The 25,860-nt window shown below is 72.3% G+C and carries 4 protein-coding genes; 3 read left to right on the top strand and 1 reads right to left on the bottom strand.

The genetic code is table 11. The features are described from left to right. Positions 1-4 precede the first annotated feature (4 nt). Positions 5-16,204, top strand: coding sequence for an SDR family NAD(P)-dependent oxidoreductase (locus tag ACFW0G_RS38065; RefSeq protein ID WP_378330359.1), 16,200 nt, complete (start codon positions 5-7; stop codon positions 16,202-16,204). Then, the gene (locus ACFW0G_RS38070; protein WP_378330360.1) at positions 16,201-21,591 is read left to right on the top strand and encodes an SDR family NAD(P)-dependent oxidoreductase; all 5,391 of its coding nucleotides are present in this window, start codon (positions 16,201-16,203) and stop codon (positions 21,589-21,591) included. Before ACFW0G_RS38065 ends, ACFW0G_RS38070 begins: the two co-directional genes overlap by 4 nt. Before the next feature lie 45 nt (positions 21,592-21,636). Here ACFW0G_RS38070 and ACFW0G_RS38075 read toward each other — a convergent pair whose 3' ends face one another. Continuing rightward, on the bottom strand, positions 21,637-24,300 hold the full coding sequence (locus ACFW0G_RS38075) for an AAA family ATPase (protein WP_378330361.1): 2,664 nt from the start codon (positions 24,298-24,300) through the stop codon (positions 21,637-21,639). Between the two features lie 712 nt (positions 24,301-25,012). Here ACFW0G_RS38075 and ACFW0G_RS38080 point away from each other — a divergent pair. Continuing rightward, the gene (locus ACFW0G_RS38080; protein WP_378330362.1) at positions 25,013-25,783 is read left to right on the top strand and encodes a thioesterase II family protein; all 771 of its coding nucleotides are present in this window, start codon (positions 25,013-25,015) and stop codon (positions 25,781-25,783) included. The last annotated feature ends 77 nt before the right edge of the window (positions 25,784-25,860 follow it).

Genomic DNA, 25,860 nt, shown 5'->3' on the forward strand with positions numbered 1-25,860 from the left:
CAAAATGAGTGAATCCGCAAGTTTCCCGTCGGACCTCGGACCCGCGGACGGCGGTGCGGCGGGGCTGGCGCGCCGGCTCGAGCAGCTGCCCGTCTCCGAACAGGCGAGGCTCCTGACCGAGCTGGTGCGTGAGGAGACCCTCCAGGTGCTGCGCCGGATCCGTCCCGGCACCACGCACCTGCGGGTCGAGCGCGCGTTCCGCGATCAGGGCCTCGACTCGCTCGGCCTGGTCGAGGTGCAGACCAGGATCAACGCGGCCACCGGGCTGCGGCTGCCGCCCACGGTGATCTTCGATCAGCCGACCCCGGCGCTGCTGGCGGAATACGTGCGGACCGAGGTGCTCGGCCTGCCCGCCGGGGACACCCACGCCGTGCTGCCCGCCGTGGCGGGGGACGAGGACGACCCGATCGCCATCGTCGGTGTCGGCTGCCGGTTCCCGGGCGGCGTCGGCTCCGCCGAGGACCTGTGGCGGCTGGTGGCCGAGGGCGGCGAGGTGCTCGGGGACTTCCCGGACGACCGCGGCTGGGACCTCGCCGGCATGTTCGACACCGACCCGGGCGCGACCGGTAAGAGCTACGTCGACAAGGGCGGTTTCCTTTCCACCGCAACGGAATTCGATGCCGACTTCTTCGGCATCAGCCCGCGCGAGGCGCTGGCGATGGACCCACAGCAGCGGCTCATGCTGGAGACCGCGTGGGAGGCGCTGGAGCGCGCGGGCATCGACCCGCTCGGCCTGCACGGCAGCCGGACCGGTGTGTTCGTCGGCGCCGAGGTGCACGAGTACGGCGTCCGCGTGCACGAAGCTCCTGATGGTCTCGACGGCTATCTGATGACCGGCAACGCACCGAGTGTGGCATCCGGCCGCGTCGCCTACGTGCTGGGGTTGCGGGGACCTGCGGTCACCGTCGACACCGCCTGCTCCGGTTCGCTCGTTTCGCTGCACCTCGCGATTCAGGCGCTGCGACGCGGCGAATGCTCGCTGGCGCTCGTCGGCGGCGTCGCGGTGATGGGCAGCCCCGGCATGTTCACCGCGTTCAGCAGGCAGCGCGGGCTCGCCCCGGATGGCCGGGTCAAGGCGTTCGCGGCCGCCGCCGACGGCACCGGCTTCGCCGAGGGCATCGGGCTCCTCGTCGTCGAGCGGCTCTCCGACGCGCGGCGGCTCGGGCACGACGTCCTCGCGCTGGTCCGCGGCTCCGCGGTCAACTCGGACGGCGCGAGCAACGGCCTCACCGCCCCCAGCGGCGACTCGCAGCGGCAGCTCATCCGCCAGGCGCTCGCCCAGGCCGGGCTCGGCGCGGGCGAGGTCGACGCGGTCGACGCGCACGGCACGGGCACCACGCTCGGGGACCCGATCGAGGCGCAGGCGATCCTCGCCACCTACGGCCAGGACCGTGAACGTCCACTGTGGCTGGGTTCGGTGAAGTCCAACCTCGGCCACACCCAGGCGGCCGGCGGTGCGGCCAGCGTGATCAAGATGATCATGGCGATGCGGCACGGTGTGCTGCCGAAGACCCTGCACGTGGACGCGCCCTCGCCGAACGTCGACTGGGCCGCGGGCAAGGTCGAGCTGCTGACCGGGCAGGTGCCGTGGGAGCGTGCGGACGGACGTCCGCGTCGTGCCGGGGTGTCCGCCTTCGGCATCAGCGGCACCAACGCGCACGTCATCCTCGAAGAGGCGCCCGCCGTCGAAGCGGTGTCCGAAGAGGACACTGAGGAACGTTCCGTAGCGAACGTCCCGTTTGGACTGTCGGCCAAGAGTGCCCCGGCATTGCGTGCGCAGGCGGAGCGCCTGCTGTCCTTCGTTTCGGCACATCCCGAGCACTCGCTGATCGACCTGGCCTACTCGCAGGCCACGACGCGCGCGGCATTGAACCATCGCGCGGTCGTCGTCGCCGACGATCGCGCCGTGCTGGAGAACGGCCTGCGCGCGCTGGCCGAAGACACCCCCGCTCAGGGCGTGTTCACCGGTGCCGCGTCCGGTGCCGGGCTCGCGTATCTGTTCACCGGTCAGGGTTCTCAGCGCGCCGGGATGGGCCGGGAACTCTACGAGACCTACCCCGTGTTCGCGGCCGCGCTGGACGACGCGATCAGCTATCTCGACCTGCAGCTCGACCGGCCGCTGCACGAGGTCCTGTTCGCCGCGGAAGGCTCGCCGGAGGCGGGCCTGCTGGACCAGACGCGCTACGCGCAGGCGGCGTTGTTCGCCGTCGAGGTGGCGATGTTCCGGTTGCTGGAATCGTGGGGCGTCCGGCCGGACTTCGTCGCGGGCCATTCGATCGGTGAGCTGGCGGCCGCGCACGTGGCGGGTGTCTGGTCGCTGGAGGACGCCTGTGTCGTGGTGGGCGCGCGGGGCCGGTTGATGCAGGAACTCCCGTCCGGTGGCGCGATGTTCGCCATCGCCGCGACCGAGGACGAGGTGCGCCCGTACCTCTCCGAGCGGGTCGGCATCGCGGCGGTCAACGGCCCGTCCTCGGTGGTGCTTTCGGGCGCCGAGGACGACGTCGCCGAGGTGGCCGCGGGCTTCAAGGAGCGGGGCCACAAGACGAGCAGGCTGCGGGTTTCGCATGCCTTCCACTCGCCGCTGATGGAGCCGATGCTGGCGGAGTTCCGGCAGTTCCTGCAGGTGGTGGACTACGCGCAGCCCCGGATCCCGGTGGTCTCGAACGTCAGCGGCGAACTGGCGACCGCCGACGAACTCCGCGACCCGGAGTACTGGGTGCGTCATGTGGTCGAAGCCGTGCGGTTCGCCGACGGGGTCCGGTCGCTGAGCGCCGCGGGCGTCGGTACCTACCTGGAACTCGGCCCGGACGCGGTGCTGTGCGCGATGGCAGGGGACTGCCTGACCGGCGAGGACGACGTCGTGCTGGCGCCGGTCGCGCGCCGGGACCGTCCGGCGGCCGGGGTGCTGCACGCGGCGCTGGCGGTCGTGCACGCCCGCGGCGGCGTCGTCGGCTGGGAATCGTTCTTCGCCGGGACGGGCGCGAAGCGCGTCGAGCTGCCCACGTATGCCTTCCAGCGCACGCGTTTCTGGCTCGAAGGACCGACGGGCACCGGCGGTGCCGGGATCGGGCAGACCGCGTCCGCGCACCCGCTGCTGTCGGCGGTGGCCAATCTCGGTGACGACGGCGTGGTGCTGACCGGCCGGATCTCCCTGCGCACCCACCCGTGGCTGGCCGACCACGGCATCGCGGGTTCGGTGCTGCTGCCCGGAACGGCCTTCGTGGAGATGGCCGTGCACGCGGCCGGGCACGTCGGCTGCACGACGGTCGACGAGCTGACGCTGCGGGCGCCGCTGACGGTCCCGGACACCGGGGGCGTGGTGCTGCAGGTCGTGGTGAGCGCGGCGGGCGAAACCGGCGACCGGTCGATCGACGTGTACTCCCGCGCCGAGGACGACATCGCGGACATGACCTGGACCCACCACGCGAGTGGCAGGCTGGCCACGTCCGGGGCCCGGATCGGCGACCTCGGGGTGTGGCCGCCGGAGGGCGCCGAGGCCGTCGAAATCGGTGGCCTGTATGAGGATCTGGGCGCCGAGGGGTACGCGTACGGGCCGGTGTTCCGCGGGCTCAAGTCGGTGTGGCGGCGCGGTGGCGAGGTGTTCGCCGAGGTCGCGCTGCCGGAGGAGGCACGCGAGGAGGCCGCGGCGTTCGACCTCCACCCGGCGCTGCTGGACGCGGTGCTGCACGCCACCGACTACGCCGAGGGCGCGGCACGAGGCCGCGACGAGATCGAGCTGCCGTTCGCCTGGACCGGGGTCGCGTTGCACGCCACCGGCGCCGACGTGCTGCGGGCGCGGATCTCGGTCTCCGGAACCGGCGGGATCACGCTGGAGCTGGCCGATGGCACCGGCGCGCCGGTGGCGACGGTCGGCGCGGTCCGGATGCGCCCGCTGCCCGCCGACCGGCTGAGCGGCCGGGACCAGTCGCTGTTCCGGGTCGGCTGGAACCCGCTCGGCGGAGCGGACGGCCCAGCGCGCCGCCTGGCCGTCGTGGGCGCGGACGTCCTCGGGCTCGGCGACGGTGTCCCGGTGTTCGAGGATCTGCACACGCTGGCCGCGGCCGGAATTCCCGACGCGGTCGTGGTCCCCGCTGTGTCCGATGTGGACGGTCCGGCGGTCGTCGACGCCGCGCACGAGGTCACCCTCCGGGTACTGGACCTGTTGCAGCGCTGGCTTTCCGGCGACCGGTTCGCCGAGACCACGCTGGTGGTGGTGACCCGAGGCGCGGTGGAGCCGGACACCGCGGCGGGACTCGCCTGCGCCCCGGTGTGGGGCCTGGTGCGCTCGGCGCAGGCGGAGAACCCGGGACGGTTCGTGCTCGTCGACGTCGACCAGGACGGCCTCACGTCCCGGACCGTGGCCGCCGCGCTGGCTTCCGGCGAGCCCGAGCTGTCGGTGCGGGGCGGAGTGCTGCGCGCGCCGCGGATGGTGCGGGTGAAGGCACCCGAGCCCGAGGCCGCGACGTCGTGGGACCCGGACGGCACCGTGCTGATCACCGGCGGGACCGGCGGCCTGGGCGCGCACGTCGCGCGGCATCTCGTCGGCACCAGGGGAGTGCGGCGGCTGCTGCTCGTCAGCCGTCGTGGCCCGGCGGCGCCGGGCGCGGCGGAGCTGACCGCGGAGCTGGAAGCGCTCGGCGTGTCGGTCCGGGTCGCCGCGTGTGACGCCGCCGACGCGGACGCGCTTTCCTTGCTGCTGCGGGAAATTCCGGACGAACATCCGCTGCGCGCGGTCGTGCACACGGCGGGTGTGGTGGACGACGCGCTGATCGGCACCCTGACCCCGGCCCAGGTGGCCGAGGTGCTGCGGTCCAAAGTGGACGCCGCATGGCTGCTGCACGAACTGACCCGCGGGCTCGACCTGGCGAACTTCGTCCTGTTCTCCTCGGTCGCCGGGCACCTCGACGGCGCGGGACAGGGCAACTACGCCGCGGCTAACGTCTTCCTCGACGCGCTCGCCGCGTACCGGACCTCGCTCGGCCTGCCCGCGACGTCGCTCGCGTGGGGCCTCTGGTCCGGCCCCGACGGCATGGGCGGCAGGCTGGCCGACGCGGACCTGCGGCGCGCGAACAGCCTCGGGCTCACGGCGCTGACCCCGGAGGAAAGCCTCGCGACGTTCGACGCGGCGTTGCGCACCGGCGAGGCCGCGGTGCTGCCGGTGCGGGTGGACCTCGCGGCCCTGCGCTCGCGGGCGGACGGCGTGCCCGCGATGCTGCGTGGCCTGGTGCCCGCCCCACGCCGCGCCGCCGGGCAGGCCGCGGCCGGACCGGCGGCGCCCGCCACCCCGGACTGGCTGGCCGGAGTGAACGACGGCGACCGCGCACAGGCCGCGTTGGACCTGGTCCGCACGCACGTCGCCGCCGTACTCGGGCACGCGGGCGGCGACGCGATCGCGCCGGACCGCGCGTTCGGCGAGATCGGGTTCGACTCGCTCGCCGCGGTCGAACTGCGCAATCTGCTGGAATCCCGGACCGGGCTGCGGCTGCCGGTCACGTTGATCTTCGACTACCCGACGCCGCGCGTGCTGGCCGCGCACATTCTGGAGAAGGCGGGCGGCGGGCAGCGGTCGGTCACCGTGCGGCAGAGCACGGCGAGCGCGGACGACGAGCCCATCGCGATCATCGGAATGAGCTGCCGTTACCCCGGCGGTGTCAGCACGCCGGAGGAGCTGTGGCGCCTGCTGGCCGAGGGTACCGACGCGGTGTCCTCGTTCCCGGTGGACCGCGGCTGGGACGTCGGTACTCTGTACGACCCCGAGCCGGGCAAACCGGGCAAGAGCTACGCGCACGAGGGCGGCTTCCTGCACGACGCCGCGCAGTTCGACCCGGAGTTCTTCGGCATCGGGCCGCGCGAGGCGCAGGCGATGGACCCACAGCAGCGGCTCGCGCTGGAGATCTCGTGGGAGGCGCTGGAGCGCGCGGGCATCGACCCGCTTTCCTTGCGCGGCAGCCGGACCGGCGTGTTCGCCGGGGTCATGTACCACGACTGGGGAACCCGGCTCGGCGAGGTGTCCGAGGACGTCGCCGCCTATCTCGGCAACGGCAGCCTGGCGAGTGTGGTGTCCGGCCGGGTGTCCTATGTGCTCGGTCTCGAAGGGCCGACGGTCACCGTCGACACGGCGTGCTCGTCCTCGCTCGTCGCGCTGCACTGGGCGATCCAGGCGCTGCGCCGGGGCGAATGCGAGCTGGCGCTGGCCGGTGGCGTGACCGTGATGTCCACTCCGGACACTTTCGTGGACTTCAGCCGTCAGCGCGGACTGGCCGCCGACGGCCGGTGCAAGTCGTTCGCCGCGGGTGCGGACGGCACCGGCTGGGGTGAGGGCGCCGGGATGCTGCTCGTCGAACGGCTGTCCGACGCGGTGCGCAACGGGCACGAGGTGCTGGCCGTGGTCCGCGGGTCCGCGGTCAACCACGACGGCGCCAGCAACGGCCTGACCGCGCCCAACGGTCCTTCCCAGCAGCGGGTCATCCTGCAGGCGCTGGAAAGCGGCGGGCTCACACCGTCCGATGTGGACGTAGTGGAGGGGCACGGGACGGGCACGACGCTCGGTGACCCGATCGAGGCGCATGCCCTGCTCGCCACCTATGGCCAGGACCGCGAGCGGCCGCTGCTGCTCGGTTCGGTCAAATCGAACCTGGGGCACACCCAGGCCGCGGCCGGGGTCGCCGGCATCATCAAGATGGTGCTGGCCCTGCACAACGGCGTGCTGCCCCGGACGCTGCACGTGGACGCGCCCTCGCCGGAGGTCGACTGGGCCTCGGGCTCGGTCGAACTGCTGACGGAACCGCGTGAGTGGGCCGAAAACGGGCATCCGCGCCGGGCCGGGGTGTCCTCGTTCGGCGTCAGCGGCACCAATGCCCACGTGATCATCGAACAGGCACCACCCGCCGAAGACCTTGCGAACACCGAGTCGCTTCCGGTCCTTCCGCTGGTGCTGTCCGGGAAGAGTGTCGTGGCGTTGCGGGCGCAGGCCGCCCGGCTGCGGGACTTCGTCGAGGAGCGTCCCGAGATCCCGCTCGGCACGCTGGCGCGTTCGCTGGCCACCTCGCGTGCGGCGCTCGAACACCGGGCCGCGGTGATCGCGGGCGACCACGCGGAACTGATGCGTAGCCTGGAAAAGCTGGCCGCGGGGGAGACCGCGGCGTCGGTGGTGACCGGCGCGGTAGGGGAGCACAAGCTCGCGTTCCTGTTCTCCGGTCAGGGTGCCCAGCGGATCGGCATGGGCCGCGAACTCGCCGAGGTGTCCGAGGTTTTCGCGACCGCGCTCGACGAGGTTTGTGCCGCGTTCGATCGCGAACTCGACCGGCCGCTGCGTGCGGTGATGTGGGCGGAGCCGGGCTCGCCGGAAGCCGCGTTGCTCGATCGCACCGAGTACACGCAATGCGCGTTGTTCGCGATCGAGGTCGCGTTGTTCCGGTTGTTCGAAACCTGGGGCATCACTCCGGGTTTCGTCGCGGGGCACTCCATCGGGGAACTCGCCGCGGCCCATGTCGCGGGCGTCTTCTCGCTGGCCGACGCCTGCACGCTGGTCGCCGCGCGCGGACGGCTGATGAACGCGCTGCCCGAGGGCGGCGCGATGGTCGCGGTCGCGGCGCCCGAGGACGAGGTCAGCGCGCTGCTGGCCGGTCACGAGGACGTCGCCATCGCGGCGGTGAACGGCCCGGCGGCGGTCGTCGTCTCCGGTGAAGAAGCCGCCGTGCTCCGGATCGCCGACGCGGTCAAGGAAAGCGGCCGCGAGACCCACCGGCTCACGGTGAGCCACGCGTTCCATTCGCCGCTCATGGAGCCGATGCTCGCCGAGTTCGGCGAGATCGCGGCCGGGATCTCCTATCAGGCGCCGCGCATCCCGGTCGTCTCCGCGCTGACCGGCGCGGTGGCGACGGCCGACGAGCTGTGCTCGCCGGGGTACTGGGTGCGGCACGTCCAGGCCACCGTCCGCTTCGGCGACGCCGTGCGGACACTCGCGGGCGAGGGCGTGCGCACCTTCGCCGAGCTGGGCCCGGACAGCGTGCTTTCCGCGGCGGGTAGCCGGAACGTCGAAGACGGCGCGGACTTCGTGTTCACGCACGTCCTGCGGCGTGAGCGGGCCGAGCTGCCCGAGCTGATGGCGGCCGTCGGGCGGCTGCACGTACGCGGGATCAGTCCGGATTGGACAGTGTTGCTGGGCGAGGGCCCGCGCACCGCGTTGCCCACCTATGCCTTCCAGCGCAGGCGGTTCTGGCTCGACGCGACTCCGGCGCGGGACGTGGCCGGGGTCGGCCAGCGGGCCGCCGCGCACCCGATGCTCGGCGCCGTGGTCGCGGTCCCGGGTTCGGACGGGGTCGTGCTCACCGGCCGTCTCTCGGTCGAGAGCCAGCCATGGCTTGCCGACCACGTCGTGCGGGACTCGGTGCTGCTGCCCGGCACCGGTTTCGTCGAACTGGCGATCCGGGCCGCCGACGAGGTCGGCTGCGCGGCCGTCGAGGAACTCACCCTGCGGGCTCCGCTGATCCTGCCGGAGTTCGGCGGCGTGGCGTTGCAGGTCGTCGTCGGTGCCGAAGAAGCGGGCCGTCGCGCGCTGTCGGTGTACTCGCGGGCCGAGGACGCTCCGGCCGATCTCCCCTGGACACTGCACGCGAGCGGTGTGCTGGGCGTTGAGGCACAGCCGGAATCGTTCGACCTCACCGCGTGGCCGCCGGAAGGCGCCGTCCCGATCGACGTCGAGGGCGCATACGAGCGGCTGATCGACCGGGGCTACGGCTACGGCCCGGTCTTCCAAGGGATGCGTGCGGCCTGGCGACGCGGCGAAGAGATTTTCGCCGAGGTCGCGCTGCCGCCGGAAGCCGTGGACTCGGCGGCCGCGTTCGGGCTGCACCCGGCCCTGCTGGACGCCGCCATGCACGCCGACCTCCTCGGCGAGAACGACGGCGCGACGCTGCTTCCGTTCGTGTGGAACGGGGTCACGCTGCACGCGGCGGGCGCCGCGATGCTGCGCGTCCGGCTCACCCGGCTTTCGGGTGACGAACTGACCGCGATCGACGTCGCGGACGGCGAAGGCAGGCCGGTGGCTTCGGTGCGCTCGCTGGTTTCCTTCCCGATCACCGACGAACAACTCGCCGAGGCCGCCACGCACGGGCACGCCGGTGAGCTGTTCCGCGTAGCGTGGAACCCTTACCCCGCAGCGGTTCCGGCGGGGACGGCAACGAACTGGGCCGTGCTCGGCGACAACCTCGGCCAGGATCTTCCGGCGTACGAAGATCTGGGTGCCCTGCTATCCACTGTGGACGCCGGAGCGGAGGTGCCGGACGTCGTCGTGCTCGCCCCGGCGGACACGAACGCCACCGATGACGTCCCCGCCCGGACACGGACGACACTGACCGGGCTGCTGTCGGTTATGCAGGACTGGCTGGCCGATGACCGGTTCGCCGCGTCACGGCTGGTGGTGACCACCCGCGACGCCGAGACGGATCCGGTGCAGGCGCCGGTGCGGGGCCTGGTGCGGGCCGCGCAGGCCGAGCATCCCGGCCGGTTCGTCCTGGTCGATCTGGCCGGTGACGCCGCCGTATTGCCCGCGGTGGTGGAGTCCGGCGAGCCGGAGGCCACGCTGCGCGACGGCGCGATGTTCGTGCCGCGCCTGGTCAGGATCCCGGCTCCCGAGGCTGCTGAATCGTCCACATGGGACACCGAAGGCACGGTGCTGATCACCGGCGGCACCGGGGGACTGGGCGGTCTCGTGGCCCGGCACCTGGTCGCCGCGCACGGGATGCGGCACCTCCTGTTGACCAGCAGGCGTGGCCCGGACGCCCCGGGCGCCGAGCGGTTGCGCGCGGAGCTGGCCGAACTCGGCGCCTCGGTCTCGATCGTCGCTTGCGATGTCGGCGACCGCGAAGCCGTCCGCGGTCTGCTGGCGGAGGTTTCCGCCGAGCACCCGCTGACCGCTGTCGTGCACGCCGCCGGGGCCGCGGACAGCGCGGTGTTCGACGCGCTCACCGGCGAGCAGTTCGACGCCGTGCTGCGGCCCAAGGCCGACGCGGCCTGGCATCTGCACGAGCTGACCCGGGATCTCGACCTGGCGGCGTTCGTGCTGTTCTCCTCCGCGGGCGGCATGGTCCTCGCCGCGGGGCAGGGCAACTACGCCGCGGCCAACGCCTTCCTCGACGGTTTGGCCGGATTCCGCCGGGCACAAGGACTTCCGGTCACCTCGCTCGCCTGGGGCCTGTGGGCCGAGAACACCGGTCTCGGTGGTGAACTCGGCGAGGCCGATCTGCGGCGGATGGCCCGGCTCGGCATGCCCGCGCTCACCGCCGCCGACGGTCTGGCGCTGCTGGACGAGGCCCTGCGGGCGGACGAGTCCGTCACGGTCCCGATCCGCCTCGATCTCGCGGCCTTGCGTGCCCGGACCGACGAGGTTCCCGCGCTGCTGCGCGGTTTCCTGGCCGCACCTACGCGACGGGCCGCGTCCGGAACCGCCGCACTCACCGCAGCCTCGGGCAACGGCCTCGCCGAACGGCTTTCCGGCCTTTCCGGGGTCGAACGCGACCGGTTCCTGCGGGAGCTGGTGTGCACGCAGGTCGCGTCGGTGCTCGGATACGACGGCGCGGGGGACATCGACGACGGCAAGGCGTTCAAGGAGCTGGGCTTCGACTCGCTGGCCGCGGTCGAGCTGCGCAATCTCCTCGGCGCGGCGACCGGGCTCACCCTGCCCGCCACGCTGGTCTTCGATCACCCCAACGCGCGGGCGATCGCCACCTACCTGGCGGACAAGCTGATCGGCGCCGCCGCGGTGGCGCCCGCGGCGCCCACCGTGACGGTGGCGCGCGACGAGCCGATCGCGATCGTGGGCATGAGCTGCCGTTACCCCGGCGGCGTCACGTCGCCGGAGGACCTCTGGCAGTTGCTGGTGACCGGCACCGATGCGGTCACCGGGATGCCGGCCGATCGCGGCTGGGATGTCGAGGGCATCTACGACCCCGAACCGGGCGTCCCGAACAAGACCTACACCCGCGAAGGCGGATTCCTGCACGACGCCGCGGAGTTCGACCCCGGATTCTTCGGGATCGGGCCGCGGGAAGCCCTGGCGATGGACCCGCAGCAGCGGCTCATGCTGGAGCTGGCCTGGGAGGCCGCCGAACGGGCCGGGGTCGACCCGAGTTCGTTGCGCGGCAGCCGGACCGGCGTCTTCGCCGGGCTGATGTACGACGACTACGGCAGCAGGCTGCGCAACCCACCGGAGGATCTCGCCGGGTACCTGACCAACGGCAGTTCCGCCGCCATCCTGTCCGGCCGGATCTCGTATCTGCTGGGGCTGGAAGGCCCGTCGCTGACGGTGGACACGGCGTGTTCGTCCTCGCTGGTCGCGCTGCACCTCGCGATGCAGGCGCTGCGTAACGGCGAATGCTCGCTCGCGCTGGCGGGCGGCGTGACCGTACTGTCCACTCCGGACGCTTTCGTCGACTTCAGCCGTCAGCGCGGACTCGCCGCGGACGGCCGGTGCAAGTCGTTCTCCGCCGCGGCCGACGGCGTCGGCTGGGCGGAAGGCGCCGGGCTGCTGCTCGTCGAGCGGTTGTCCGACGCACAGCGGCTCGGGCACGACGTGCTGGCGGTCGTGCGCGGCAGCGCGGTCAACCAGGACGGCGCCTCCAACGGTTTGACCGCGCCGAACGGTCCTTCGCAGGAACGGGTGATCCGGGCGGCGCTGACCGCTTCCGGGCTCACGACGTCCGATGTGGACGCTGTGGAGGCACACGGCACGGGCACCACCCTCGGCGACCCGATCGAGGCGCAGGCGCTGCTCGCCACCTACGGCCAGGACCGGCCCGAAGACCGGCCGTTGCTGCTCGGCTCGGTGAAGTCGAACCTCGGGCACGCGCAGGCGGCGTCCGGCGTGGCCGGGATCATCAAGGTGGTGCAGGCGCTGCGCAACGACCTGCTGCCGAAGAACCTGCATCTCGACGCGCCCTCACCGCACGTCGACTGGTCGGCGGGCGCGGTGGAACTGCTCACCGAGGCGCGGCCGTGGCCTTCGGCCGGACGTCCGCGCAGGGCTGGGGTGTCCTCGTTCGGGCTCAGCGGCACCAACGCGCATGTGATCATCGAGGAGGCGCCGGCCGCACCCGTCGAGACAGCGAGCGAGGACGCGCCCGCGCTGCCGCTCGTGCCGCTGGCACTGGCGGGTAGCTCGGTGGACGGCCTGCGCGCCCAGGCGGCGAAGCTCGCCGATCACCTCGGCGAGGACACCGGCTTGCTCGACGTCGGTTACTCGCTCGCGACCGGCCGCGCCGCGCTGGATCACCGCGCCGTCGTGCTGGCGGCCGGCACCGAGTCGGCGATTCGCGGCCTTTCCGCGCTCGCCAAGGGAGAAACCACGACCGACGTCGTCGCGGGGCCGACGCGGACTGGCGGGCTGACGGCGTTCCTCTTCACCGGTCAGGGTGCCCAGCGCATCGGGATGGGCAAGGAGCTGTACGGCACCTTCCCGGCCTTCGCGACGGCGCTCGATGAGGTGTGCGTCGCGCTCGATCCGGAACTCGACCGGCCGCTGCGCGAAGTCATGTGGGCCGAGCCGGACTCGCCCGAAGCCGAACTGCTGGACCACACGGCGTACACGCAGAGCGCGTTGTTCGCGGTCGAGGTTGCGCTCTTCCGGCTGCTGGAGTCGTGGGGTGTCACGCCCGACTTCGTCACCGGGCACTCCGTCGGCGAGCTGGTGGCCGCGCACGTCTCCGGCGTGCTCGACCTGGCCGGCGCCGCCGTGCTGGTGGCCGCGCGCGGCCGGTTGATGCAGGCGTTGCCCGCGGGCGGGGCGATGGTCTCCGTCGCCGCGGACGAACAGCGAGTGCGGGACGCGCTCGTCGACGGCGCTGGGATCGCCGCGGTCAACGGGCCGCGTTCGGTGGTGCTCTCCGGGGCCGAGGACGCGGTGCTGGCGGTCGCCTCGCGGCTGGCGGACGAAGGTGCCAAGACGCGACGGCTGCGTGTTTCGCACGCCTTCCATTCGGCACTGATGGAGCCGATGCTCGCGGAATTCCGCGCGGTGGCGGGGAAACTGACCTGCCGCGCGCCGGTCGTCCCGATCGTGTCGAACCTGACCGGCGAGGTCTGCGCGCCCGAGCTGCTGACCGACCCGGAGCACTGGGTACGGCACGTCCGCGAACCGGTCCTGTTCGGCCAGGGCGTCCGCTCGCTCGTCGAGGCCGGGGTCACCCGGTTCCTCGAGGTCGGCCCCGACGCGGTGCTGAGCGGCATGGCCACGGAATGCGTCGAGGAGAAGGACGGCACGGCCCAGGTACCGACCCTGCGTCGTGCGCGGCCGGAGGCGCAGACACTGCTCAAGGCGATCGCGGAACTGCACGTGCTCGGCGACGGCCCCGACTGGTCCGCGTTCTTCGCGGGCAGGGGCGCCCGCCGGGTGGATCTGCCGACGTATGCCTTCCAGCGCAAGCATTTCTGGCTTCTCGACGGCGCCGCCTCCAGTGACGTGGGTTCGGCGGGGCTCGGCGCGGCGGAGCACCCGCTGCTGGGCGCGGTGGTCGAGCTGCCGGGCACCGGCGGGGTGGTGCTGACCGGCAGGCTGTCGCCGGATCACCAGCCGTGGCTGGCCGATCACCGGGTGCTGGACCGCATCCTGTTGCCGGGGACCGCGTTCGTCGAGCTGGCGATCCGCGCGGGCGACCAGGTCGGCTGCGCCGTCGTCGAGGAACTGACCCAGCGCGCGCCGCTGGTGCTGCCCCGCGCCGGCGGGGTGAACGTGCGGGTGGTCGTGGGACCCGAGCAGTCCCCGGAGTCCGGCCGCCGATCGCTGGAGGTGTATGCGCGCTCCGACAGCGACGGCGAATGGCAGCTGCACGCGGCCGGTGTGCTCGCCCCGGAGACGGCCTCGGCGCCGTTCGACCTCACGGAGTGGCCGCCGCGCGGCGCGGAGCCGTTCGCTCTCGACGGGGTCTACGAGCACTTGGACGCGCTCGGCTACGGGTATGGCCCGATGTTCCAGGGCGTCCGGGCGGTGTGGCGGCGCGACGGCGAGGTCTTCGCGGAGGTCGCGCTACCCCCTGAGGCCGCCGCCGAGGCGGCGACGTTCGGGCTGCACCCGGCGTTGCTCGACTCCGCGGTCGGGACGACGGACTACCTCGTGGACGGCGGCCCGCTGGCGATCACCGAGACGGCGATCCCGTTCGCCTGGACCGGGGTGTCGCTGCACGCGGCGGGAGCCGCCTCGCTGCGGGTCCGGACGACCCCGGCCCCCGGCGGGAACGGGGCCTCGCTCGCCATCGCGGACAGCGAGGGCAAGCCGGTGGCGTCGATCGAATCGCTGGTGCTGCGGCCGGTGCCCGAGGCACAGCTAGGCGCCGGACGGCCCGCGCCGGAGTCGCTGCTGCGGATCGGCTGGAAGCCGAAGCAGGTCGAGCCGGGGACGGTCGTCCCCGAGGACTGGGCGGTGTTCGGGACCGGCGATCTCGGCCTCGGCGTGCCGGTGTATAACGACGTCGACGCACTGACCACAGCGATCGAGTCCGGGGCGCCGGCGCCGCAGGTGCTGGTGCTGCCGGTCGAACCGATGTCCGGGACCATGGCCGAGCGGGCACACGAGCTGCTCCGGCGGACCCTGCAGCGGGTGCAGCGCTGGCTGGCCGAGCCGCGGTGCGCGACCGGGCGGCTGTTCGTGCTGACCAGCGACGCGGTGCGGGCGTCCGGTGCGCCCGATCCGGCGCAGGCTTCGCTGTGGGGCCTGATCCGGGCGGCACAGGCGGAAAACCCGGGCAGGCTGGTACTGGCCGATGTGGACAGTGTCGTGACCTTGCCGACACTGGCCACCGTGCTGGCTTCCGGTGAGCCCGAGGTCGCCGTGCGGAACGGGGAAATCCTGCTGCCCCGGTTCGAACGCGTGTCCACTGTGGACTCCGAATTCGCGCCTTCGCCCGAGGGCACGGTCCTGATCACCGGTGGTGCGGGGTTGCTCGGCGCGATGCTCGCCCGGCATCTGGTGGCCGAGCACGGCGTCCGGCACCTGGTGCTGACCAGCCGTCGGGGGATGGACGTGCCGGGTGCGGCCGAACTGCACGCGGAACTCACCGGGCTCGGCGCATCGGTGTCCATTGTGGCCTGTGACGTCGCCGATAGGGACGCGCTCGCGGCCCTGCTCGACGGTGTGCCCGCCGAGCATCCGCTGACCGCGGTGGTGCACGCGGCGGGCGCGATGGACAGCGCGGTCTTCGGCTCGCTGACCGCCAAGCAGCTCGACGTCGTGTTGCGGCCGAAGGTCGACGCGGCCTGGCATCTGCACGAGCTGACCAAGGACCTCGACCTGGCCGCGTTCGTGCTCTACTCCTCCGCCGGGGGCACGGTGATCACGGCTGGGCAGGCGAACTACGCGGCGGCCAACGTGTTCCTCGACGCGCTCGCCGAGTACCGCGTGGCGAACGGGCTGCCGGGCAAGTCGCTCGGCTGGGGTCCCTGGGTGGGCGCCGAAGGGCAGGTCGACGTCGAGTGGATCGGCCGGGGCGGTATCGCGGAACTGGATCGGGAGGAGGGGCTGGCGTTGTTCGACGCGGCGATGGGCGCGGCGGACGCGGTGCTGGCGCCGATCAAGCTCGACCCGGAACGGCGCCGCAGGCTCGACCTCCCCGCCCTGTTGCGCGGCATGTTCGGGGCACCCGCACGCCGCGTCGTGCAGGCACCGTCGCCGGTCGCCGCCGTGGAACGACAGGTCTCGCTTGCCGAGCGGCTGGCCTCGGTTCCCGCCGACGAGCGGGAGCGGGCCGTGCTGGACCTGGTCTGCACCAACGCCGCCGCCGTGCTCGGGTACGCCGACGCGATGGAGATCGACTCGCGGAAGGGCTTCACCGACCTCGGGCTGGATTCGCTGGCGGCGCTGGAACTGCGCAACCGGCTCGGCACCGAGACCGAGCTTCGCCTGCCCGCCACGCTGATCTTCGACTATCCGAGCCCGGTCGTGCTGGCCGAGTACCTGCTCGGCGAGCTGGCACCGGCCGAGGCCGCCCAGGAACCGGCGTCGGCGGACGACGAAACGATCCGGCGCGTTCTCGCGGCGGTCCCGATCGCCAAACTGCGCGAGGCGGGGCTGCTGGACGCGCTGCTGGCGCTGGACACCGGCGCCGCCCGGGTGACGTCCGATGTGGACAGTGCGGCGGCGGTCGAGGAATTGGATCTCGGCGCACTGGTACAGGCCGCGCTCGGCGAGGACAACGGCGAACGGAGTGACGTGTGAACCAGCAGCAGCCGTCGACCGAACAGATCGTCAGCGCGCTCCGGAAGTCCCACGCGGACAACGAACGGCTGAAGCGCGAGAACGCCCGGCTCGCCGCCGCCGCGAACGAGCCGATCGCGATCATCGGGATGGGCTGCCGCTATCCCGGCGGCGTTACGTCCCCGGAAGAACTGTGGCGGCTCGTCGCGGACGCCCACGACGTGATCTCGGAGTTCCCCGCCGACCGCGGCTGGGACCTGGCCGCGCTGTACCGGCCCGAACCGGGGACCCCGGGAACGACCTACACGCGGCGCGGCGGGTTCGTCGACGGGGCGGGCGACTTCGACCCGGGGTTCTTCGGGATCTCGCCGCGTGAGGCGGTGACGGTGGATCCCCAGCAGCGGTTGCTGCTGGAGGTCTCCTGGGAGGCGCTGGAGCGCGCCGGGATCGTCCCGGAGTCGTTGCGCGGCAGCCGGACCGGCGTGTTCACCGGGCTGATGTACCACGACTACGGCGGCGCCAGCACCGACGGCGGGATGGTGTCCGGCCGGATCTCCTACACGCTGGGGCTGGAGGGGCCTGCCATGACGGTGGACACCGCCTGCTCCTCGTCGCTGGTCGCGTTGCACACCGCGGCCGCGTCGCTGCGCGCGGGGGAGTGCGGGCTCGCGCTGGCGGGCGGGGTCACCGTGATGGCCACACCGGAGATGTTCGTGTACTTCAGCGAACAGCGCGGAATCGCCCCGGACGGGCGCTGCAAGTCGTTCGCCGGCGCGGCCGACGGCGTCGGCTGTTCGGAGGGCGCCGGAATCCTGGTCTTGGAGCGGCTGTCCGACGCGGTGCGCAACGGGCACCGGGTGCTCGCGGTGCTGCGCGGGTCGGCGGTGAACTCCGACGGCGCCAGCAGCGGACTGACCGTGCCCAACGGGCCGGCGCAGCAACGGGTGATCCGGCAGGCGCTCACCGCGGCCGAACTATCCACATCGGACATCGACGCGGTCGAAGCGCACGGCACCGGGACCGTGCTCGGCGACCCGATCGAAGCCAACGCGTTGCTGGCGACCTATGGCAAGGGACGGCCGTCGGACAAGCCGTTGTGGCTGGGTTCGGTGAAGTCGAACTTCGGGCACACGCAGGCCGCGGCCGGGGTCGCCGGGGTCATCAAGATGGTGGAGGCGATGCGCCACGGCGTCCTGCCGAAGACGCTCCACGTGGACGAACCGTCGTCCAAAGTGGACTGGGACGAAGGTGGCGTGCGGCTGCTCACCGAGGAGCGGGACTGGCCGCGCGAGGCGCGTCCGCGTCGTGCGGCAGTGTCCTCGTTCGGGCTGAGCGGTACCAACGCCCATGTGATCGTCGAGGAGTACCCGTCCGAAGAACCCGCACCGCGATCGGCGGCGACCGACGTCGTGGTGCCCTGCCTGCTTTCCGCGAGTACCGACAGTGGGGTGTCCGCGCAGGCGGCCCGGCTGCTGGGGTTCTTGCGGGAACGTCCGGAACCGTCCGTGGCCGATCTGGCGTTCTCGCTCGCCACCACCCGGACGTCGTTCGCGCACCGGGCGGCGGTGCTCGCCGCGAACCGGGACGAACTGCGGCAGGGCTTGAGCGCGCTGGCGGCGGGCGAGGAGTCCGCGGCGGTCGTGCGCGGACTGGCCAAGGCGGGCGGGTCGCTCGCCTACCTGTTCACCGGCCAGGGTTCCCAGCGTCCGGGCATGGGCCGGGGGCTGTACGAGGCGTATCCGGTGTTCGCCCGTGCCCTCGACGAGATCGCCGCCGAATTCGACCCCGTGCTGGACCGGCCGCTGCGTGAGCTGATGTTCGAAGCGGACGCGGACGACCTCGCCAGGACCGGGGCTACCCAGGTCGCGTTGTTCGCGCTCGAAGTGTCGCTGTTCCGGTTGCTGGAGTCGTGGGGAGTACGGCCCGCGTTCGTTGCGGGACACTCGATCGGCGAACTCGCGGCGGCCTACGTCGCCGGTCTGTGGTCGCTGCCCGACGCGTGCGCGCTTGTGGCGGCGCGCGCCCGGTTGATGCAGGCGCTGCCCGAGGGCGGCGCGATGGTCACGGTCGAGGCGGCGGAGGACGAGGTCCGCGCCGAACTCGTCGCCGGGGTCGACATCGCCGCGATCAACGGCCCGGCTTCGGTGGTGATCTCCGGAGCGGCCGAGGAAGTCGGGGCTGTCGCGTCGGTCTTCGAAGCACGCGGGCGGCGTACGCGCGCATTGCGGGTTTCGCACGCCTTCCATTCCGCGCTGGTCGAGTCGATGCTGGCCGAGTTCCAGGTCGTGGCGGAGAAACTGACCTACCTGGAGCCGACGCTACCGCTGGTGTCCACTGTGTCCGGTGCGCGTGCGAAAGCCGATGAGCTGCGCGACCCCGGCTACTGGGTGCGTCAGGTCCGCGCGACCGTGCGCTTCGCCGACGCCGTCCGGACGCTGGAAACCGCCGGAGTGACGCGATATCTCGAGCTGGGCCCTGCGGGTACCCTTTCCGCGCTGGCCAAGGAGTGCTGCGACGGCGGCACCTTTGTGCCGCTGCTGCGCAAGGACCGTGACGAGGTCCGGGAGCTGGTCCGGGCACTCGCGATCGCGCAGGTCCACGGCGAGCGGCTGGACTGGACGGCCTTCTCCGCCGAGCACGGTGGTACGCGGGTGGATCTGCCCACCTACGCGTTCGAGCGCAAGCGGTACTGGCTCGAATCCGGGACGTCTTCGCTGGACGGGGACCTCGCCGGGATCGGCCAGTTCGCCGCAGATCATCCGATCCTCGGCGCCGTGGTGACACTGTCCGAACAGGACCAGGTGGTGCTGACCGGCAGGCTGTCGCCCGGGAAGCAGCGCTGGCTCGCCGAGCACACCGTCGGGGAGCTGATGGTGTTCCCCGGCAGCGGTTTCGTGGAGCTGGCCGTCCGTGCCGGTGACGAGGTGGGCTGCGCGGAAGTGGCGGAGCTGACCCTCGCCGCTCCGCTGGTCCTGTCGGAAACGACGGGCGCGCGCGTCCGGGTGTTCGTCGGCGCGGCCGACGAGAGCGATCGTCGTCCGGTGACCATCTCGTCGCTCGCCGAGGACGCACCGCCGGACGCCGCGTGGACCACGCATGCGAGCGGCTTCCTCGGCGACCTCGAGAACGTCGCCGCTCAGTCGTCCGAGTGGCCACCGGCCGACGCGGTCGAAATCGATCTCACGGACCGCTATGAAACCTTGGCACAGCAGGGCTTCGGCTACGGTCCCGTGTTCCGCGGGTTGCGCTCGGCCTGGGCGCGCGGGGAGGACGTACTGGCTGAGGTCGTCCTGCCGGCGGAGACGGACGCGGGGGAGTATGGCCTGCACCCGGCCCTGCTCGACGCGGCGTTGCACGCGGTCGGGCTCGCGGGCCCCACTGTCGACAGGGCGGCCATGCCGTTCTCCTGGGCTGGCGTCCGGCTGCACTCGGCGGGCGCGCCCGCACTGCGGGTCACGCTGACTTCCCTGGGAGAGAACGAAATCTCGCTCGCGGCGACCGACCGGGAAGGAAACCTCGTCCTTTCCGTGCGCTCGCTGGCGTTCCGGCCGATCGAGGACGGTCGGTTCGCGGCGGCCCGCCACGACGCCTTGTTCCACGTCGGCTGGCAGCCGTGGGCGGGGACACCGGACGCGGCGCTACCCGAGGTCGCCGTGCTCGGCGACGTCGATCGCCTGGGGCACACGGAAACCTTGCGGAGCTATGCGACGCTGGCCGCTGTGGAGACCGTGCCCGAGCTCGTGTTCGCGGGCCTGCCTGCGGACGAGGCAACGGACACCGTCCGCGCCGCGCACGATCACGTCCACCAGGCACTCGCCCTCGTCCAGTCCTGGGCGGCGGACGAGCGGTTCGCCGCGTCGCGGCTGGTCGTGGTCACCGGCGGGGCGCTGGCCGACGAGCCCGTGCGCGGCCTGCTGCGGACGGCCGCTCAGGAGTATCCGGACCACTTCGCCCTGCTCGACGTCGAGAGCGGGCCGGTGCCCTTGACCGCGGTCGCCGCCGCTGTGCGGGCGGGTGAAACAGAACTCGCGGTGCGTGACGGCGCCGTCCACGTTCCCCGGCTGGCCAGGTTCACGCTGGAAGTGTCCACATCGGACAAGCTGGATCCCGCGGGCACCGTCTTGGTCACCGGGGGAACGGGCTTCCTCGGCGGTCTGGTCGCGCGGCATCTGGTGCTCGAACACGGGGTCCGGCGGCTGTTGCTGACCGGCAGGCGCGGGATGGACGCGCCGGGTGCGACCGAACTGCACGCGGAGTTGACCGGGCTGGGCGCGGAAGTGTCCATTGTGGCCTGTGACGTTTCCGACCGGGACACGCTGGCGGCCCTGCTCGACGGCGTGCCGTTGACCGCGGTGGTGCACACCGCGGGAGTGGTCGACGACGGCGTCCTGCCCGCGCTGACTCCTGAGCGGATGGACGCCGTGCTCGGGCCGAAGGCAGACGCCGCCTGGTACCTGCACGAGCTGACCCAGGATCTCGACCTGGCGGCGTTCGTGTTGTTCTCGTCCGTCGGCGGCACGCTCGGCGCTCCCGGCCAGGCCAACTACGCCGCCGCCAACGCCTTCCTCGACGCGCTGGCGCGGCATCGGGCAGCCCAGGGACTCCCGGCGGTTTCGCTGGCGTGGGGGCTGTGGTCGGGCGGCGGGATGTCCGGCGCGCTCGACGACGCCGATCTGCGCCGGATGGCGCGCTCGGGCGTGGCCCCGCTGGGCGCCGAAGAAGGATTGGCGTTGTTCGACGCGGCCATCGCGGGCTCGGCGCCGTCGCTCATGCCCGCGAAGCTGGACTTGGCGGCATTGCGGCGGCAACCGGGCGACGTGCCGCCGATCCTCGGCGGGCTCGTGCGCACCCGTCGCCGGGCCGCCACCGGAACCGAAGCCATCGCCGAGGCCGGTTCACGGCTGGCCGGTCTGGCCGGACCCGAACTCGAACGGGCGGCGCTGGACCTCGTGTGCACGACGGCGGCGCTGGTGCTCGGTCATGATCGCGCGGACGCGATCGATCCGGAGAAGGGCTTCCTCGACCTCGGCTTCGACTCGCTGACCGCGGTCGAATTCCGCAACCGGCTGGACCGGAGCACCGGCAAGAGGCTGCCCGCGACGCTGATCTTCGACTATCCGACGGCGGCCGCGCTGGCCGCGTTCCTGGTCGGCGAGTTCGCGGCGGAAGCGGTCTCCTCGCTCGACGCCGGTTTGGCGGCGTTGGAATCCGCGCTGCGTGCCGCGCGACCCGACGAGGGCGAGCACGCCGACGTTGCGGCCAAGCTGAAGGCACTCGTCACACTCTGGGGGCAGGCACACGGCAGCGCGGCGGAACCGTCCGATTTGGACGGAGCGACCGCGGACGAGCTGTTCGAGATCCTGGACGGGGAACTGGAATCCTCCGGTTTCCCACCGGAACAGCCGTGAAGGCCGGGGGCGGCGCCCCCGGCCTTCATCGCGACGTCGAGAAGGTCAGGCGGCGCCGACCTTGTCGCCCAGCTCCGCGGGCAGCTGGCTGCGGCCGCTCACCCCGAGTTTGCGGTACACCCGCGTGAGGTGCTGTTCGACCGTGCTCACCGTGATGAACAGGGTGCTGCCGATCTCGCGGTTGGTCCGGCCGAGCGCGGCCAGCTGGGCGACCCGCAGCTCGGCCTCGCTCAGCACCGCGGAATCGACCGGCTCGCCCGCGCCGGTGCGGGCGTGCTGCTCCGGGAGCTTCTTGGCGTGCGCCGGTCGCAGCGCACCCGGCGGCCGCGGGGCCGACCCGCCGCCCATTTCGCGCCACGGCTCGCGCGGGCGGCCGAGGATCGCCGTCGTCCGGCTGACCTCGAGCCGGTCGCCGGACTGCGTGAAGCATTTGATCGCCCGGTCCAGCAGCACCGGGCGGTCCTCCGGCCTGCCCGCCAGCGCGAGCACCCGCAGTGACATCCCGCGGAGGTAGCCGTCGGCCTCACCGGCCTGTGCCAGCTGCTGCCGCGCGAGGTCGCGGGCGACGTCGAGGTTGCCCAGCCGCAGGTTCGCCTCGGCCAGGTCGGTGCGCCAGGGCGCCAGGATCGGGATGTCGGAACCGACCCTGCTCGCCGAGCGCTGGAACTCCTGGAAGTCGCTGACCGCGGCCAGTGCGCGGCCGGTGGCGAGGTAGTAGTGCCCCCGGGCGCGCAGGAACAGCAGCCCGCCGATCGTCTCGAACATCGCTTCCGGCACCGGATACCGGAGGATCTCGGCGGCGTCGGCGAACCGGCCCGCGGTGACGTAGGCCCACAGCAGGCTGGTGAGCGGGTAGCTGATCGAGGCACCCCAGCCGGGCGCGCCGAGCAGTCCCAGCGCCGACTGCGCCCGCGCGGCCGCGCCCGCCACGTCGCCGCTGCGCAGCACGACCGAGGACCAGACGCCGTCGAGCATGGCGCGCCAGGTCGTCGCCCCGTGCCGGGCGGCCTCCTCGCTCAGCGTCGCCCACCACTTCTCCGCCCGGTCCGGCCGGTTGTCCAGTACCAGCGCGATGATCGCCGTGACGAGCGCTTCCAGCGTCGTGTCGCTGAGCTTGCAGTTCTGCAGGATCCGCTCGGCGCTGGCGGTGGTGGTGTCGTTGCCGCCCTGGGTCCACACCTGGGACAGCGAGTGGGCCGCCTGGTGCCACGGGTCGGGCTCCGGCCGTCCGCCCGTGGTGGCCGCCGACTGCGGCTGCGGACCGAAATACCACTGGTAGGCCAGTTTCAGCTCAGCCTCGGTCTGCTGGTCGAGCGCCTCGGGACGGCTGGTGAGCACGTTGAGCGCGGTCGTGTAGGTCTCGCGGTCGCCGTTCCACAGCGCGTGCCGCACCAGCACGGCCGAGTCGGCGTGCTCCAGGTTCCCGTCGACGGCGGCCTGGCGCAGGGTCTCCAGATAGGAGGTGGTCCCGGACGGGTTGACCCGCCAGGTGATCCAGGCCAGCGAGCGCACCAGCGCCTGCCGCTCGGCGGGATCGGTGGCCGCGGACAGGGCGAGTTTCAGGCAGCGGGTCGCGAACGGGATGTCCTCGGTCCGCGCCGCCAGCGCCGCCGCCCGCCGCAGCACCGGGATCGACCAGTTGCCGATCACCGCGCCCGCCGTCACCAGGTGCCCGGCGACCTCGCTCAGCGGGGCGGCCTGCTGGTGCTTCAGCTCGGCGGCACGCAGGTGCAGCCGGGATTTGGCGGCAGGGGAAACGCTCTCCAGCGTGGCCGCCTGGGTGGCCGCGTGCCGGAACCGGCCGTTCTCCAGCAGACCGCTGGCGGTCAGCACGGCCACCGACTCTTCGACGTCGGCCGGGGCGACGTCGATCAGGCCGCTCACCAGCTCGGTGGTGCCGGAAGCGCCGAGCACGGCCAGCGCGCCGGCGACCTCCCGCAGCCGGTCGTCGCCCCTGGCGAGGAACTCCTGGACCGCTTGCGCGAACGCGGTTCCGGTCACGAGCGGTGCCCGTGGCTCCGGGTGCCGGTTGTCCTGGATCAGCGCGTCGGCGAGCAGGGGATTCCCGGCGGTCAGTTCGTGCACCCGTGCGGCGAGGCCGGTGGCGGGCTCCCCGCCGAATGCCGTGGAGAGCCCGGCGGCGATGGTCGCGCGGGACAGCGGCACCAGGTGCACGTGATAATGCGGCTGGCGGGCGAAGCAGGCGTGCAGCCGTTGCTGGTCGTTGGCGGGATGATCGCTCTTGTTCAGGACCAGCAGCAGCCTGCTCGCCTGGATCCGGCGCTGCAGCTGGAGGAGTAACTGCAGCGACACCTCGTCGAGGAACTGCAGATCGTCGATCCCGATGACGACCGCCTGGTCCCTGGCGTGGTTCAGAATGGCGCGGCAGACGTCCCGCAGAAGCGGGGTGTCGGCAGGAGATGCGGCGTCCTGGACGGTGTTCGGCGGGCCGTGCTGGACTTCGGCGGCGCGCTCGGACAATTCCGCGGGCAGTCCCGGATTGCTGAGCAGCTGGTCGATGATCGCGGTGCCGAACTCCCGTTCGTCCGGTGCTCCGGTCGCCCGTAGTGTCAGAGCTCCCGATTCGGCGGCGTGGTCCAGAAAGTCATTCAGCAGCCGTGTTTTTCCGCTGGCAATTCCGCCACTGACCAGTACCAGGCGGCCCGACCCCTGTGTACTTCGCCGGAAATGTTCTCGCAGGGAATTCAAGGCCTCATTCGGCTCGTTGCGCACAATTACACCCCAGTTATTCGGAACTAATACGACCTCACGAATGGATGGGGTCCGCTTCCCTGCGCTTCGGGGATACCTCTGCACGGCCGCGGGCGGAACGACGATTTCCGCACGGACGCGCCCTCTCGCCCCGGTGACGGAGAGTTCGCGGATCCCACCGTGATTACGCGAAGTGACGAAGAATGCCTGTCGACCCGGCTCCACACGCCCCCGCGGTGTCATGGCGTGCCGTCCGCTGCCACGACTCGTGGATACCGGTCACGACCGGGCCGGACACGCCCGCCGGACGACGGGCGCCACGGGTGCCGGAGCACACCGGGGAGGCGCCGTGGCCGCCGGGCGAGGCCCCGGCCGGTCGTATGGATACCGAAGGAAGCCGGCTAATCGCTACACCTGTCACGCATACGCCTTCCGTCTCTGGTCACCACCGTTAGCCCCCTCGGCTACGCCCCAGCGTGCTTCCCAAATCCTGACGACGAAGGCATCCTCGCGTTGTCGTCAGCCCGGATAATACTGCAAGTCACCGGGATGCGGCACGTTCGAGTGAATTTTTCCCTGGGCGTGGGGTAGGGGTTGCCGCACTGGAGCAGCGCTCTCCGGCCGGTGCCCGCCGACCGGGGTTCCTCGCGCCCCCGACCACCTATAGGGGTTGTTCCAGGCGGCGCTGACCTGGCAAATTGCTTATCCCATGGCTGACACGAAAAGTGCCGGTGCCTGGATCCGCCGGTTCCACGCCACCGACGAGGCATCCGTCCGGCTGCTCTGCCTCCCCCACGCGGGTGGCTCCGCGACCTACTACTTCCCGGTCTCCCGCGCGCTCTCCCCGGCCATCGAGGTGGTGGCCGTCCAGTATCCGGGACGGCAGGACCGCCGGGCGGAGCCGTGCGTCGAGGACATCCGCGCGCTGGCGGACGCCATCGTCGCCGAGCTGCCCGCCTGGTCCGATCGTCCGCTCGCGCTGTTCGGGCACAGCATGGGCGCGACCATCGCCTACGAGGTCGCCCGGCGGATGGAGGCGGGGGGAACCCCGCCGGTCGGGGTCTTCGCCTCGGGCAGGCGCGCCCCCTCGGTGGCCCGCACCGAGTCCGTGCACCTGCGCGACGACGACGGCGTCGTGTCCGCGCTCAAGGAGCTCAGCGGCACCGAGGACCGGCTGCTCGGCGACGAGGAGCTCCTCCGCATGATCCTGCCCGCCGTGCGCAGCGACTACAAGGCCGTCGAAACCTACCGTCACGACGGCGGTCCCGAGCTGAGCGGCCCGCTGTGCGTGCTGGTGGGCGACAGCGATCCGGTCACCAGCATCGAGGACGCGCGGGCGTGGCAGCAGCACACGACCGGCTCGTTCCGGCTGGAAGTGCTGCCGGGTGGCCATTTCTACCTCAACGCGCAGGCGGCGGCGGTCCAGCGGACCATCGTGGCTCAGCTCGGCGACTGGGCGGCCCTCCCGACCGCTTCGTAACTCCCTCACGGAGGGTGACCCCTCCGCTGGAGGGTCCACTGTGGACTTCTCTGCCGTGAAGGCCTCCTTACCGGCGC

Origin of the sequence: Amycolatopsis sp. NPDC058986 (genome assembly GCF_042741125.1) — a bacterium.
GTDB lineage: Bacteria > Actinomycetota > Actinomycetes > Mycobacteriales > Pseudonocardiaceae > Amycolatopsis.